Annotated in this window: 14 protein-coding genes; 7 read left to right on the top strand and 7 right to left on the bottom strand. The window is 33.1% G+C overall.

Features of this window, described 5'->3' with window-relative positions; all coding sequences use genetic code 11:
• The first annotated feature begins 17 nt into the window (after positions 1 to 17).
• The 3 genes from EL082_RS00510 to EL082_RS00520 all read left to right on the top strand — a co-directional run bounded on the left by EL082_RS00510 (position 18) and on the right by EL082_RS00520 (position 1,801).
• Positions 18 to 350: an SdpI family protein gene (locus EL082_RS00510; protein WP_015364602.1), complete on the top strand. Its 333-nt coding sequence runs from the start codon at positions 18 to 20 to the stop codon at positions 348 to 350.
• 379 nt (positions 351 to 729) lie between these two features.
• Positions 730 to 945: a hypothetical protein gene (locus EL082_RS00515; RefSeq protein WP_103286059.1), complete on the top strand. Its 216-nt coding sequence runs from the start codon at positions 730 to 732 to the stop codon at positions 943 to 945.
• A gap of 208 nt (positions 946 to 1,153) precedes the next feature.
• On the top strand, positions 1,154 to 1,801 hold the full coding sequence (locus EL082_RS00520; RefSeq protein WP_126474879.1) for a hypothetical protein: 648 nt from the start codon (positions 1,154 to 1,156) through the stop codon (positions 1,799 to 1,801).
• 54 nt (positions 1,802 to 1,855) lie between these two features.
• Here the strand turns inward: EL082_RS00520 and EL082_RS00525 are convergent, their stop codons facing one another.
• Both EL082_RS00525 and EL082_RS12095 read right to left on the bottom strand, forming a co-directional pair.
• Positions 1,856 to 2,422, bottom strand: a complete 567-nt coding sequence (locus tag EL082_RS00525) for an LPXTG cell wall anchor domain-containing protein (RefSeq protein ID WP_049415469.1) — start codon at positions 2,420 to 2,422, stop codon at positions 1,856 to 1,858.
• Between the two features lie 269 nt (positions 2,423 to 2,691).
• Positions 2,692 to 2,820: a hypothetical protein gene (locus EL082_RS12095; RefSeq protein ID WP_257470090.1), complete on the bottom strand. Its 129-nt coding sequence runs from the start codon at positions 2,818 to 2,820 to the stop codon at positions 2,692 to 2,694.
• A gap of 287 nt (positions 2,821 to 3,107) precedes the next feature.
• Here EL082_RS12095 and EL082_RS00530 point away from each other — a divergent pair, with 287 nt between their 5' ends.
• On the top strand, positions 3,108 to 3,638 hold the full coding sequence (locus tag EL082_RS00530) for a hypothetical protein (protein ID WP_103286061.1): 531 nt from the start codon (positions 3,108 to 3,110) through the stop codon (positions 3,636 to 3,638).
• A gap of 690 nt (positions 3,639 to 4,328) precedes the next feature.
• The gene (locus EL082_RS00535) at positions 4,329 to 6,143 is read left to right on the top strand and encodes a 3-hydroxyacyl-CoA dehydrogenase (RefSeq protein WP_103286062.1); all 1,815 of its coding nucleotides are present in this window, start codon (positions 4,329 to 4,331) and stop codon (positions 6,141 to 6,143) included.
• A gap of 288 nt (positions 6,144 to 6,431) precedes the next feature.
• Here EL082_RS00535 and EL082_RS00540 read toward each other — a convergent pair whose 3' ends face one another.
• The 5 genes from EL082_RS00540 to arcA all read right to left on the bottom strand — a co-directional run bounded on the left by EL082_RS00540 (position 6,432) and on the right by arcA (position 11,961).
• Complete coding sequence (locus tag EL082_RS00540; RefSeq protein ID WP_002466992.1) at positions 6,432 to 7,145, bottom strand: Crp/Fnr family transcriptional regulator; 714 nt, start codon at positions 7,143 to 7,145, stop codon at positions 6,432 to 6,434.
• 19 nt (positions 7,146 to 7,164) lie between these two features.
• Positions 7,165 to 8,106, bottom strand: a complete 942-nt coding sequence (gene arcC / locus EL082_RS00545; RefSeq protein WP_103286063.1) for a carbamate kinase — start codon at positions 8,104 to 8,106, stop codon at positions 7,165 to 7,167.
• A gap of 16 nt (positions 8,107 to 8,122) precedes the next feature.
• Positions 8,123 to 9,553, bottom strand: a complete 1,431-nt coding sequence (gene arcD, locus EL082_RS00550) for an arginine-ornithine antiporter (RefSeq protein WP_103286064.1) — start codon at positions 9,551 to 9,553, stop codon at positions 8,123 to 8,125.
• Positions 9,554 to 9,663: 110 nt separating this feature from the next.
• On the bottom strand, positions 9,664 to 10,671 hold the full coding sequence (gene argF / locus EL082_RS00555) for an ornithine carbamoyltransferase (RefSeq protein ID WP_002466993.1): 1,008 nt from the start codon (positions 10,669 to 10,671) through the stop codon (positions 9,664 to 9,666).
• A 54-nt stretch (positions 10,672 to 10,725) separates the two neighbouring features.
• Positions 10,726 to 11,961 carry an arginine deiminase gene (arcA, locus tag EL082_RS00560; RefSeq protein WP_015364606.1) on the bottom strand — a complete coding sequence of 412 codons (1,236 nt, stop codon included), beginning with the start codon at positions 11,959 to 11,961 and terminating at the stop codon, positions 10,726 to 10,728.
• A gap of 436 nt (positions 11,962 to 12,397) precedes the next feature.
• On the opposite strand from arcA, the gene EL082_RS00565 reads away from it, so the two are divergent.
• Both EL082_RS00565 and EL082_RS00570 read left to right on the top strand, forming a co-directional pair.
• Complete coding sequence (locus EL082_RS00565) at positions 12,398 to 12,874, top strand: arginine repressor (RefSeq protein WP_103286065.1); 477 nt, start codon at positions 12,398 to 12,400, stop codon at positions 12,872 to 12,874.
• A 386-nt stretch (positions 12,875 to 13,260) separates the two neighbouring features.
• Positions 13,261 to 14,712, top strand: coding sequence for a SulP family inorganic anion transporter (locus EL082_RS00570; protein ID WP_103286066.1), 1,452 nt, complete (start codon positions 13,261 to 13,263; stop codon positions 14,710 to 14,712).
• Positions 14,713 to 14,795 lie beyond the last annotated feature (83 nt).

The following is a 14,795-nucleotide window of genomic DNA, read 5'->3' on the forward strand; positions in this document are numbered from 1 at the left end:
GAATAGAGGAGATATACTTGTTACTCTTTCCTATGAGCCTTTTTATGATTGTGGTAGGTATTTCATATAGTAAAACCTATCCAAAAGAAAGAAATCGATGGTATGGTTTTAGATCAAAAAAATCAATGAAAAATGATGAAATATGGCTTAAAGCACAATTTTTATTTATTCAGTATAACAAGAGTATATTTAAATATAGTGCCATGTTTTCAGTCGTTTTCGTAATATGTGATATAGCATTGATTATATTGAAATTAGAAGACCAATTAATGGGGTCTATATTAATACAGACAGGAATTATTTTAATATTATTAGGTGCACTCCATTGGATTGTAAATAGAAAACTCTAAATTGAAAAATATTATGAAGTTAGATGATGAGATTTTAAGTATACATAAATGTAATATTAATATAAGCATGAAAGAGGACAAGCACTGTGGTATCAGTGTTTGTCCTTTTTCTATGAATAATCATTATATGTGAAATAGACGAAAAAATGAGGACATGGGACTTTAAAATAGTAACTATGAGATTTAAAGGTAGAATACTTAAAAATTATTTTAAATGACGGACGTATGGTGTCCATTAAGATGTATATAATACATCTTAATGTCTAGTTAAAATGCATAAATATATAGAGAAGGTTAAAAATTTAATATTTAGTTTAAGCGACTTAACTCATCATATTTGTATAAGTTGCACTTTAAATAGTAAAAAAGTGGGGGTTTAATGAAAAATTTGAGTATCCAAAGTGTAGATAGTTTCAAAAGTAAATACAAAAGCGTACCCGATAATAAAGTCTTGCGAAATATGAATAGTGATGAATTAGAATCATACTTTTTAATGTTATATAATATAAGAAATACTATTAATCAAGGACAAGCACAATATAATAAATTATTGAAAAATAATAATGATAAGAAAAATAGAGACTATTACCAGTGAATACAATGAAAGGCAAGAAACATTAAAATATTATACGCCTGAGACTGATAAAATTGATGCTAAATATAAGCAGCGTAGGGATTCGATTGTAAAACCTATCAATATCATTTGTAAGGTGGTATCAGTAATCATTGCAGTAATAGTATTTCTTAATCTCTTTTTTATTTCAAAAATCCTGGCTACTATTTTATGTTTTGTTACTTATAAAATGGTAGATTTGATATTAAGTTTTGTTGGTGGATTTATTGAAAGAAGAATATACAAAGCTAAATATAGAGAATGGACTGTAGCAAGAGCGCTAGATCAAGATTACTTTAATAGAGAGATTGCTAGGTGTGAGGCACAGTTTGAAAGTGACAAGCAATATATTTTATCTGAACATAAAAGGTTTGATAGTAAAATAAGGAATGATTATCAATCGATTTATACCCATTTTGAGAATGAAGCGCAAAAATTAGAAACATATCTTCCATCTGAGTTTAGAAGTCTAGATATTTTATCTACATTATTTGCAATTTTAAATGCTGGATTTGGTGACAGTTGGAAAGAAATCATCAATGTATATAGAGATCAAAAAAATATGAATGAATTGAAATCTCATATCAATGATATTCAAAATACATTAAATAGTATGAGTAACAATCAAAAAGCAACTATTCAAGCAATCAATCATCAAGGTCAGCAACAACAAAGGTTATTAAATGAACTTAATGTAGGGATACAACAGTCAAACAATAACATCGAGAAGTTGACTAATGATATCAACAGAGGTTATGAAAAAGTACAAAGAAATCAAAAAGCTATACATGATGAATTAGCTGATATGAATCCTCATAATCCTAGAAGTAAATATTAAATCAATATATACAAAAAGAGTACAAAATTGTACTCTTTTTGCATATTATTAGAACTATTTTTCTTTTGAAAAACGTTTGAAAGTAAGTAATGAACCAATAGCTAATAATACCGTAGCAATTGATGCTACTAGACCATTGTTTGTTGTTTCACCAGTAGCTGGTAGTTCTTGTGCTTGTGTGGCATTATTTTGAACTGCTTGTTGTTGGTTATTATTTTGAGTAGTTACTGTGTTATCAGTTGCTTGTTGTTGACCTTGTTCATTATTGTTTGAATTATCAAATTGATATTTACCATTCTTATAAAATTTACCGTCATCAGCTGTTGCTAAAACACCTTCTCCTGTTTCTACAGTGCCATCTTTATATACTCTAACAGCACCGTCGCCTACACCTGACTTATTATTATAACCTAGTAAATAATAGTCCCCTTTATCTTCGGCTTTTTGGAAATTAACACGTTCAGGCTTATAACCATCTTCTTTCCAAACTTGAGTAGCTACTGATTGAGCGTTATTTGCATTTACTGATGATTCAGCAGCACTTGCATTATGTGAACTTACTCCTGTAAATAATAATGCACCTGCTAATGTTGTTGCCCCTAAAATTTTAGTTGTTTTCATAAAAAATCCCCCATCTATAAATATTTTGAAAATTACAACTAAATTCTAACACAGACCACTAAATAAAAAAAGGATAATTTTAAATATTTTGTAAATGTCTAAGCTATATAAAAATATTGAGTTTAATTTGATTATATATTTATTTGATTTTTTGGTTTTGATCATTATATTAAAACAAAATAAAAAAGTTTGTCGCCTTATCTATAGGAAACAAACCTTAAATTAAAATTTAAAGACAAAAGCTAAATTCAGATTTTCTATAATGTATTTTATTCGTCATTTTCTGTTGCTAAATCATCAGATAAGACCCCATTATGACCAGTGCGTTGTGCTACATCACCAGGTAGTTGTCTATCTCCAACTAGCTCATTATATTTCTTAAAGTCAGATTCGGTCATATTCTCTTTACTTCTTAAATAAGCTTCATAATTTTCTATATCTTGCAGTTACTTATCTTGAGTTGGATTTGTATTTGTTTGTGCTTGTTGAGGATTTTGTTGTAATGGCTGATTGTTTTGTACTTGTTGGTTTTGATTTTATATAGAAATCGCATCTAAGATATTTAAATATATCATTTATATAAAAACGAAATAATTGTATAATTTTAATGAAGACATTTCGGATTTAAATGTATTATTACATAGATATTCAAATTATATGTAGCTGTTTAAAATGGGGGACTTATATGCAAATAAAGAATGCTATTTATCAAGGGACTATAAGTGGTAAGCAAGTGGTTGTTGATCATGAACGTTTGAAATATAACAAATTTTTAATATTACCGGTGATAGTTGGTATTATTTTTATTTGCCTAGCAATGGTAGTGATGGTGATTATTATTAATCTAGCATTTCTAGTGGATCTAGTTTTTATAAATATTTTAGGTTGTATTGTGGGATTTTTTGTACCTGCCATACTTTTTAAGTATCTCCATAATCAGATCTTTATGAGGGAGATTACCTTAATTCAATTAGGTTGGGATCAATATGAATTACATGTAGGTAAGCAGAAATATATTGGCTATTACAAAGACGTAAAAAAAGCTATCTATGTAAGCTACCCAGGTAAAGCAACCATATTTATGCCAGATGCAGTAACAAAAATTAAAACATTTGATGGGACTTATAGAATTGCTGCAGTGAAAATGGAACAACAACAAACTGTACAAAAAATTAAATTTCATTTTGAACAAATGATTGATAAACATCAATCTTAAAATATAATTTTATATTTTTCACATTAAAATGAATGAAGCAACTTGGTAAAAAAGCGAAAAGAGATGTGTATTATAAGTTTTAACTTCATAATAGATTACAGGGAGGTTTGATCCTATCCTTATTAAAAATAAAGTATACATGTCAATCATCATTGTATTAATTATTATAAATGTAATATTAATATCGACTGATCAGGTCATAGCAAGTAACATTGGAAATAGGTTGATTTATATGATCTTTTTTATTAATTACTTATTAATAATTATAGGAGTTACCGTTAAAACTAAAAAGTGATAGTTATTATACTTACGTCTGACGTAAAACAATGATTTAATCGTAGTCACAATCGGTCGCATTTTTTATAGCTAATCATATTGAACAAATATTTCGTCCCACAACGCTCTCTTCAACGTACTCGCAATCATCTCTATGTTGAAGGGAGCTCTTTTATATATTCAACTACGGAAAAGGTGATACATATCTTCAAATTGTACCTATCCATATCTATCTTCTGATAACTCCTCAATGATTCATTCTCATCCTAATTCTTCATCCATATACATACACTTATATAACTTTGCATATTCCATCCAATTATTTATATATTATCCAAAGGCATTCAGTTCAAATAAATAAATTTTAAGCGTATACTTGAATTGTAAGCAATTAGAATTATGGGGGCATAAGAGATGAATTTTAAAAACGTAGTAGTCGCAGGTGGCGGTGTACTAGGAAGTCAAATCGCTTTCCAAAGTGCATTCCACGGATTTAATGTAACGTTATATGATATTAATGATGAGGCTTTAGAAAAAGTTAAAGAACGTTTGAATATCTTAAAAGGACGTTATTTAGATGATTTAGATACGACTGAAGAGAAAGTAGAACAAGCGTATCAATCAATCCAATTTAGTACTAGTATTCCTGATGCAGCGAAAGATGCTGACATTGTTATTGAAGCAATTCCAGAAGTTGTTTCAATTAAAACAGATTTCTATAAACAATTAGGTGAAAGTGCACCTGAAAAAACAATTTTCGCAACAAATTCTTCAACATTTGCGCCAAGTCAATTTAAAGATGTTACAGGTAGACCAGAAAAATTCTTAGCATTACACTTTGCTAATGAAATTTGGTTACGTAATACAGGTGAAGTGATGCGTACGGAAGATACTTCAGATGAAATCTTTAATGAAGTATTAGACTTTGCGAAAGCAATCGGCATGGTACCACTTCCAATCCAAAAAGAACAACCAGGTTATATTTTAAATTCATTACTTGTACCTTTAGTAACACAAGCAGGTTACTTACTAGGTAACGAAGTTGCAGATTATAAAATGATCGATAAAACATGGATGAAAGCGACAAACGATGAACATGGACCATTTGGTATGAATGATATCGTTGGTATCGCGACACATTTAAATATCAGAAAATCAAAAATGGATGAAAATTCACCAGAATGGGCTAAAAACTATCTTAAATTCTTAGAAGGTATGGTAGAAGAAGGTCGTCTTGGTAAATCTGTAGGTAAAGGTTTCTACAATTATCCAAACCCTGAATTCAAGAGTGACAACTTCTTTGATAATCCAAAAGAAATTAAATATTTAACACATGGATTCAAAAATATTACTGTAGCAGGTGGCGGTGTCTTAGGTAGTCAAATCGCATTCCAAACTGCGTCTGGTGACTTTAACGTGTCACTTTATGATATTAGTGATGATGCGATTGAAGCTGCTAAAGGCCGTGTAAAACAAATCAAACAAGATTACAAATCAGATATGAATGTGGATGACGCAACTGTAGACAAATTTGAATCAAATATTAGCTACTATACTGATTTAGCTGAAGCAACAAAAGATGCAGATTTAGTTATTGAAGTTGTACCAGAAAACACTGATATTAAAAAGGATTTCTATAAACAATTAAGCGAAGTTTTAAATGAAGATGCGTATATCGTTACAAACTCTTCTACATTAAGACCAAGTGACTTTGAAGACTTAACTGGTCGTCCAGAAAAATTCGCGGCATTACACTTCTCAAATGGTGTATGGCTTAAAAACACTGGTGAAGTCATGGTTGCAAGCAAAACAACAGAAGACACATTTAATAAAATCTTAGCATTTGCACGTGATATTCACTTAGTAGTGATTCCAATTCACAAAGAACAACCAGGATATATCTTAAATACGTTATTAATTCCATTACTTCATGCTGGACTTAAATTATTAGTTAAAGACATTGCAAATGTTGAAACAATTGATAAAACATGGATGATTGGATTCCATGCGGTTCATGGTCCATTAGCTATTGTAGATATCATTGGATTAAATACGATGTATCACATTTTAAATGCTATTTACCAAGAATCTAACGATGAAATCGATGGTAAAGTTGTTGATTTATTACAAAGTAAAATCGATAAAGGTGAATTAGGCCGTGGCGTAGGTAAAGGTTTCTATGACTATTCAAACGGTGCACCATATTTAGAACCAGATTTCTTAAAATAAGCATTCTGCATTAGTAGATGTAAAGATTCATTAGTGACAGTTCCCTTTAACAATTAAAATCATTCAATAGATGACATATAAATAATTTCCCCAGACCCCTTTACTATCCGCCGTAGTAAAGGGGGGGTTGCTATTGATTAAGCGTATCAAAAAAGCTCGACAGCGATCGCTACATTGATCTTTGTCGAGCTTTAGTCGGTTAATCACCATGCTAGTTTAATAAAAGGAGGTCTTCATATGCTGATTAACCATGGGATGAGGTGAATATGGGTTTATGGGATAAAATGATTACGCTAAAATTTGTTTACTGATAATCCAGTTTTTATGGTGTTTAAGCAAAATATTTTGCTCTTTCAATTCTTGAATAATATGGCCAGTTGTTTCACGTGAAATACTTGCAAGATCACTAATCATTTGAATTGTTAAAAATGATTTGATTTCATAAAATTCGTCGTTATCATAACCAATCATGTGACATAAATAAATTAATATTTTAATCACGCGTTCTTTTGCACTTTTAGAACTGAGTGCCATATGATATTCAATTTGTTGTTTCTGATTGTTACATAACAATTGGTAAATTCTAATAAACACTTTGTCATTGTTTCTACATAGATATTCAATAAGATCAATGGGAACGGCAATCATGATACAGTCTGTAATGGCTGTACACATTTCATTCGTCGTCTTCTCTTGAAAGAGGTTATGCATGGGGAATAATTTATCATCCTTGTTTAAGATGCGGTATACATCACCATTCATACTAAATTGTTCTCTTAATATATAACCATCAATCAAATAGTAAATATGTGTTAATTCGTCAGAAGAATAGTAAATGACTTGTCCTTTGTTATATTGTCTAACGATACATTCATTTTTGTAAGGTTGTAAAGCAACAGAAGGGATGTGAATCAATTGGGCAAGTCGTTCAAGACACTGATCACTATGATTTGTGATTATTGAATTATCGATTGCAATGCCTCGTGATTGGTTGTTTGTCATAAAGTCACCACCTTAGTGATTAATGCTCAATTTGTGTGCCAACATGTCCTTTGAATGCTTCATATGCATTATCTAAATTAGTGATAATCGCGCGTCGGCCTTCACCACTTTCAACAAAATCAATGGCAGCTTCGATTTTAGGAAGCATAGAACCCTCGGCAAATTTACCATCTTTGGCATATTGTTTTAACGTTGCAACGTCAACGTTTGTTAATGCCTCTTGATTAGGCTCGTTATAGTTGATATATACATGCTCTACGTTCGTTAATATCATTAAAGTATTAGCGTCGATGAGTTGTGCTAAGCGTTCACTGGCAAAGTCTTTATCTATTACAGCTTCGACACCTTCATATGTGTCGTTGCGCTTAATAACTGGTATGCCGCCGCCACCACATGCAATGATGATATTTTGATTCTCTACTAATGTACTAATGAGTTGATGCTCTAAAATAGACACTGGCAAAGGTGAAGGTACCACTTTACGGTAACCACGTCCAGCATCTTCCTTATAAGTTGATTCTGGATTGGCTTGCTGTAATTGCTCAGCTTCTTCTTTAGTGTAAAATGGTCCAATAGGTTTAGTTGGGTTAGACATACGGGGGTCATGTTCGTCGACCTCAACACGAGTAATTACTGTACCTGCACGTCTTGGACTCTTAATTTCAGCAAGTACTCTGTTGACTTCCGTCTCTATCCAGAATCCTATCATACCTTGGGTCATGGAACCACAAACATCAAGCGGCATGGCAGGGGTTTGTGGACTATCTGCTTTAGCTTGTTGGATTAACATCGTACCAATTTGTGGACCGTTACCATGAGAGATAACAATGTCTGCATCAGTATCAAATAAAGGTTTGAGTGCTTGCATTGTCGAACGTATTGCTTTTCTTTGTGCGTCAGCTGAGCCATCATCAGTTTGTAGAGCATTACCGCCTAACGCGATGACGATTTTGTTATCCATATCGTTCACTCCTTAATTAGAATACATTTACGGCACCAGTGATTAATCTAAAAATGCCGATGATTGCTAGAATTGTGATTAATACAAAGAAGATATAGTCAACCTTGCTTAAAGGTTTCCGGTTATTTTTTTGGACGGTTTGGTAAACGAATAAGCCTGGGATATAGAGCAACATGGTTAATAGTAAGTAATCTATACCCGCTGCATAAACGAGCCAAATCGCGTAAACAGAAGAGATAATACCAATAACCCATTGTTTCGTTGTAGCACGTTCCTTCGTTAAGTAAGTGTATTTAACTTGATAGAAAGCACTGAACATATATGGGATAAGGATCGCACTGGATGCGAGTGAAAAGGCGAATTGATAAGCACTCTCTGTGAATAACATGCTGATTAAAAAGATTTGTACTAATATATTCGTAATTAATAATGAATTGACAGGTGCTTTATTTTTATTTTCTTTTGCAAACCATTTAGGGAATAGGCCATCTTTCGCAACGACGAATGGTAATTCACCTGCGAGTAGTGTCCATCCTAACCAAGCACCTAATACTGAAATGATTAAACCAATGTTGACTAGTACTGAACCCCAATGTCCTACAATATGTTCTAAGACTGCAGCCATAGATGGGTTAGATAGTTCTGAAATATGATTCTGTTGAATGACACCTTGTGCGAGAACAGTCATTAAGAAATAGATGACTAATACAGAGATAAGACCGATCACAGTTGCAGTACCTACGTCTTTTTTACTTTTAGCACGGCTTGAAAAGACAACTGCACCTTCAATACCTGTAAATACCCAGACCGTTACAAGCATTGTACTTTTCACTTGGCCTAATGTGTCACCCCAACTGAATATGCCAGTATCGCCACTTGTCATGCCGTATAAACCAGCTTTAAAGGTCTCAAAGTTAAACGCACCAATCATACATACGATGACAAGTAAGATAGGGATGAGTTTGGCAACAGTAACGATACTATTAATAAACGCAGCTGTTTCTACACCTTTTAAGATGAGGTAATGCACGCCCCATAAAAGGATAGAAGCAACGATAATACTTGGTAAGGTATTTCCACCTTTGAAGATCGGGAAGAAGTTACCGACCGCTGACATTAATAATGTGGCATAGGCCACATTGCCTAGAAAGGCTGCAAACCAATAACCCCAAGCACTTGAAAATCCAATAAAATCACCGAACCCGGCTTGTTCATAACTATAGATACCACCGTCTAAGTCTTGTCTTTCATTCGTTAAGTTCTGAAAGACAAAGGCTAGGGAAATCATACCAATTGCTGTGATAATCCAACCAATAATGATGGCTAAACCACCAGCTTGATTACCCATATCTGAAATAATGTTAAATGCACCGCCACCAATCATTGAACCAATGACGAGACCAATCAAGGAGGTTTTACTTAATTTATTTCCATCTGATTCACTCATATGTCATGTCTCCTTTGAATAAATAAGCAGGTTCAGTTGTGATTCATATATAGGAGTTCAGTGATATGAGGGTATCGTAACCAAACCTGCGTCTTCTTTTTAATTGCAAACTATCCTAGCGTAGCCGCCATCACAGCTTTAATCGTATGCATACGGTTTTCTGCTTGATCGAATACTTTAGAATGTTTGCTTCTAAATATCTCGTCAGTGACTTCCATTTCAGATAAACCATAGTCATCTTTGATTTGTTGACCGTATGTGGTATTTGTATCATGGAAGGCTGGTAAACAATGTAAGAAAATCGTGCTATCTTTACCAGTTTTATCGAACATAGCTCTATTAACTTGATAGTCTTTTAATAATTTAATACGTGATTCAAACTCACTTTCTTCACCCATAGATACCCACACGTCAGTGTAGATAACATCGGCATCTTTAACACCTTCGTCAATATTATCTGTAATTGTGATTGAACCACCGTCTTGTTTGGCACGTCTTTCTGCAATATCAATATAGTCTTGAGATGGGAAGAGTGCTTTAGGAGAACAAATTGTTACGTCTACACCAAGCATTGGTCCAGCCACAAGTAGTGAGTTAGCCACATTGTTACGTCCGTCACCCACATAAGTAAGTTTGATGCCATCTAAATGACCAAAGTTTTCTTTAACTGTCATGTAGTCAGCTAACATTTGTGTTGGATGCCATGCGTCCGTTAAACCATTCCACACAGGTACACCTGAATATTTAGCTAAGTCTTCAACCATCTCTTGTGAGAAACCGCGGAATTCGATACCATCAAACATTCTTCCTAGTACTTTAGCTGTGTCTTCAACAGATTCTTTTTTACCTAATTGGATATCATTTTTTCCTAAGAATTCAGGATGTGCACCTAAATCGATAGAGGCTACAGTAAAGGCTGCACGTGTACGTGTAGAATTCTTTTCAAATAATAGGGCGATATTTTTATGATCTAAATAACGATGTGGGATCCCTTTTTGTTTATAATCTTTTAAAGTAATAGCGAAATCGATTAAATCGCTAAATTCTTTTTTCGTAAAGTCATCTTCTTTTAATAAATGTCTCCCTTTTAAGTTAAGTGGTTGTTGAATTTCTGACATGATTCATTCCTCATTTCTTTAAAATGTATTATTAAAGTGCATGTGTATACTGAATTAAATATCTTCTCTATATAATGGTTGGCTCATACATCTTGGGCCCCCACGACCACGTACTAATTCACTACCTGTAATTTCAATAACTTTAATGCCTTTATCACGTAATAATTGGTTAGATACATAGTTTCGGTCGTAAGTTACGACAACCCCTGGACGGATAGTCAATGTGTTAGAACCGTCATTCCATTGTTCACGGGCACCATCGATAACGTCACCATTACCTGTTGGGATAAATTCAATATTGTCGATGTTAAGCGCATCTTCTAATGTTTCTTTTAATTTGTTTGAGTGCGTAATTTTAATGTCTTGACCTTGTTCATCTTTTTCAATGGTGAAGATGTTCATGTTATCTTCTTCTTTGAAAATCGCAGCATGCATTGTAAATTTGTCGTAGTCAATCATGGTAAATACTGTATCTAAATGCATAAATGTACGGCTGTTTGGAATTTCGATGGCAAGTACTTTAGTAAATGTAGATTGATCATCGAATAAAATTTGTCTTGCTAAGCGTTCGATAGCTTGTGCAGAGGTACGTTCAGAAATACCAACTGCAAGTACATCTTTAGATAGAATTAATTCATCGCCACCCTCAATATTGAATGGTGAATTTCTATCTAACCAAACTGGGACATCGTCGTTTTTGAATCTTGGGTGATATTTCAAAATATATGTCATGAAGATAGATTCACGACGACGGGCACGCCAATACATACGGTTGATAGTCATTCCTCTACCTACAGATGCTTGAGGATCTCTAGTGAAGTAAAGGTTTGGCATTGGATCGAGATAGAATGGATAGCGGTCATCCATATATTCTACGAGGTGATTCGTTTCTAATTGAATTTCTTCTTTACGTACACCAGCCATAATTTTTTCTACCAGTTCTTGGTCATTTAATGTTGCGAATAGTTCTTTAATTTCTTTTTCATGACCGAGGACAGTCTTTTGTGATTCTTTTAAAATATCGTCGATAAATTGTTCGCGAACTGAGGCATCTGCAATGGCTTCTGCAGCTAGGTGTTCTAAATAGACAACCTCGACACCTTCATCTCTAAGTACTTGCGCGAAATGGTCATGCTCTTCTTGAGCAACTTTCAAATAAGGAATATCGTCAAATAGCAATCCACTTAGATGATCAGGAACTAAATTTTCTAATTCTTTACCTGGTCGTTTAAGTAATACCGTTTTTAATTTGCCGATTTCACTGTTTACGTGGATAGGTCCTTTTTCCATTGTTATTTCCTCCTTTGATTTAATACATCTAGAGTATAAAGCGCTTTCAACATAGAGATTGAGAATCTTTTCACAATGATAATGTCGAATATCTCATATAAAATATTTATTCAATGCAATTTGATGATAGATTATGCAATATAAACGCATAAAACCTATAACTACATGTATATTAAGTTAATACGATAATAAATAATTAATATAATATGATTTTTTATTCGATTGAATGTATGGATAGTCATGCATGATTAATTAACTATAAATGTTAAATCTATCTATATTTTAAGAAGATTTTTATACATCAATATAAAACTTTTTATAAAAATTGTTATAAATGAGAAATACTTCACATATTGTATGAAAGAAATTTGATATGGTATTTGTGATGAAGTTTGTCTGTATTTTGTGAAATATGCAGATAAAGGAGTAAATAAATATGAGAAAAAGTAAACGATTGGATTTAATATCGACAATTGTGAAAGATAATGACATACGTTCAAAAGCCGAAATTGTTGACTATCTTGATAAACATTTTGGTATCAAATATAGTGTGGCAACGATTAGTAGAGATTTAAATGAACTTAAAATATATAAAATGCCTACCGCCAATAATGATCGATGTTACCGAAAGTTTAATGATAATGCTCAAAACGAAGCGAAAACGAAACTTATAGCCTTTTACAATGATGAGATTGAAAAGGTCACAATTAAAGATCAATACCTTATTGTCAAAACATCGCCAGGATTTGCGCAAAGTGTGAACTTTTATATCGATCAACTCAATTTAAATGAGGTATTAGGAACAGTTGGCGGTAATGATACGATATTGATATTAGTTAGTTCAGCCGATGTTACTGAATTTGTACATTATCAATTATTTGGACAGACGTATCAAGAAGAACTAAAGTCATGATTCATGTGGCGTGATGTATATTAAAAGTCGATGGCAAGTATCAAAATGAATTTTGCCATTGAAGCGTGCTTGATGTTATAATGCGTAAGGTTTCAATTCGACAAATAAAACGCGATTCAATTGATATATGTCATATAGTGAGTGGCACGTAGGATAGTCAATAAACAACAATACTAATGAGATGATAAGATAGCCACCTTCATGGGCGAGTGATGAAACCAAGTTGAATGACACAATGGTTTCTTACTCGCTCTATTTTATTGCGGAAAAAGTGGTGATGGCATATGTATGCAAAGTGCAAGTATATGCATATTTTAAATACGATAGGGACGTAATGAGCGCTTTATCAATATTGAATTTAAATAGTATGAAAAGGAGTGGATGTTATGGTAGATAGTTGGAAAGTACAGTGGTTTAATCAACCGATGAAAAATATACTAGCAGGTATTGTAGTGGCACTTGCTTTAATTCCAGAAGCGATTGCCTTTTCAATCATAGCGGGGGTAGACCCGATGATTGGTTTATATGCGGCGTTTATCATAGCGACAGTGACAGCGATTGTTGGTGGACGACCGGCAATGATTTCAGGTGCTACAGGTGCTGTTGCACTTGTTGTGACACCACTCGTGAAAGAACATGGCGTGGAATATTTATTTGCAGCAACGATTTTAATGGGTTTGATTCAACTTGTCTTAGGTATTTTAAAAGTAGGAAGACTGATGAAATTCATTCCACAATCCGTAATGATTGGCTTTGTTAATGCATTAGGTATTATGATCTTTCTATCTCAAATTGAGCATATTTTTAATATATCCATTGCGACTTACATTTATGTCATTATTACTTTGTTAATCGTATATATTGTACCTAGATTCTTTAAAGCAATTCCTGCACCATTAATTGCGATCATTTTATTAACAGCATTATATATGTTTACAGGTGCCAATGTGCATACTGTTGATGATTTAGGTACGATTAAGCAAGCATTGCCTCATTTCATTATTCCACAAGTACCGTACACACTGGAAACGTTACAAGTCATCTTACCATTTTCTGTTTCAATGGCGATTGTAGGGTTAGTAGAAAGTTTACTCACAGCTAAAATTGTTGATGAATTTACAAATACTTATAGTAGTAAAAATAAGGAATCTCGTGGACAAGGTATCGCAAATATCATTACAGGATTCTTCGGTGGTATGGGTGGTTGTGCGATGATCGGACAATCTGTCATTAATGTGAAATCCGGTGCGACAAGTCGATTATCGACATTAACTGCAGGTGTAGTACTCATATTTATGATTATTGTATTAGGGGATTTAGTAGTGCAAATTCCAATGCCTATTTTAGCGGGAATTATGGTCATGGTATCTATTGGAACAGTAGACTGGCATTCCTTTAAATATATTAAAAATGCTCCAAAAACTGATGCCTTTGTGATGATTCTAACAGTTATTATTGTATTGATGACACATAATCTAGCCATTGGTGTTATCGTAGGTGTAGTATTTAGTGCACTCTTCTTCGCGACTAAGATTTCTAACGTGAATGTGACATCAGAGATGTTTGATGAGACGTTACATGTATACTTTGAAGGCCAAATTTTCTTTGTATCTATTGATTCCATGATGAACCAAATTGACTTTAATGTGGACCATTCAGTCATTGAATTAGACTTCAACCATGCACATTTATGGGATGATTCAGCAGTGAATGCGATTGATACTATCGTACAGAAATTCGAAGCCAAACATAATACCGTCTATGTGAAAAAGTTAAATTCAGATAGTAGAAAAATTATTTCCGAGCTAAGTCAGATTAACCATAACCAGTTGATTTAAAAGGGAATATTTAGATAATTGATGATGTGAAATATATTAATTAATTCGATAGCTATTAATTTTTACATTTCATCATAAACATG

This window comes from Staphylococcus warneri (assembly GCF_900636385.1).
Classification (GTDB): Bacteria; Bacillota; Bacilli; order Staphylococcales; family Staphylococcaceae; genus Staphylococcus; species Staphylococcus warneri.

Excerpts from the sequence above, each read along its gene's own strand:
- EL082_RS00525 (WP_049415469.1), bottom strand. The coding sequence starts at position 2,422 with ATGAAAACAACTAAAATTTTAGGGGCAACAACATTAGCAGGTGCATTA.
- argF (WP_002466993.1), bottom strand. The coding sequence starts at position 10,671 with ATGTCAGAAATTCAACAACCACTTAACTTAAAAGGGAGACATTTATTA.
- EL082_RS00540 (WP_002466992.1), bottom strand. The coding sequence starts at position 7,145 with ATGACAAACAACCAATCACGAGGCATTGCAATCGATAATTCAATAATC.
- arcA (WP_015364606.1), bottom strand. The coding sequence starts at position 11,961 with ATGGAAAAAGGACCTATCCACGTAAACAGTGAAATCGGCAAATTAAAA.
- EL082_RS00520 (WP_126474879.1), top strand. The coding sequence starts at position 1,154 with ATGGTAGATTTGATATTAAGTTTTGTTGGTGGATTTATTGAAAGAAGA.
- arcC (WP_103286063.1), bottom strand. The coding sequence starts at position 8,106 with ATGGATAACAAAATCGTCATCGCGTTAGGCGGTAATGCTCTACAAACT.
- EL082_RS00565 (WP_103286065.1), top strand. The coding sequence starts at position 12,398 with ATGAGAAAAAGTAAACGATTGGATTTAATATCGACAATTGTGAAAGAT.
- EL082_RS00570 (WP_103286066.1), top strand. The coding sequence starts at position 13,261 with ATGGTAGATAGTTGGAAAGTACAGTGGTTTAATCAACCGATGAAAAAT.
- EL082_RS00535 (WP_103286062.1), top strand. The coding sequence starts at position 4,329 with ATGAATTTTAAAAACGTAGTAGTCGCAGGTGGCGGTGTACTAGGAAGT.
- EL082_RS00515 (WP_103286059.1), top strand. The coding sequence starts at position 730 with ATGAAAAATTTGAGTATCCAAAGTGTAGATAGTTTCAAAAGTAAATAC.
- arcD (WP_103286064.1), bottom strand. The coding sequence starts at position 9,553 with ATGAGTGAATCAGATGGAAATAAATTAAGTAAAACCTCCTTGATTGGT.
- EL082_RS00530 (WP_103286061.1), top strand. The coding sequence starts at position 3,108 with ATGCAAATAAAGAATGCTATTTATCAAGGGACTATAAGTGGTAAGCAA.
- EL082_RS12095 (WP_257470090.1), bottom strand. The coding sequence starts at position 2,820 with ATGACCGAATCTGACTTTAAGAAATATAATGAGCTAGTTGGAGATAGA.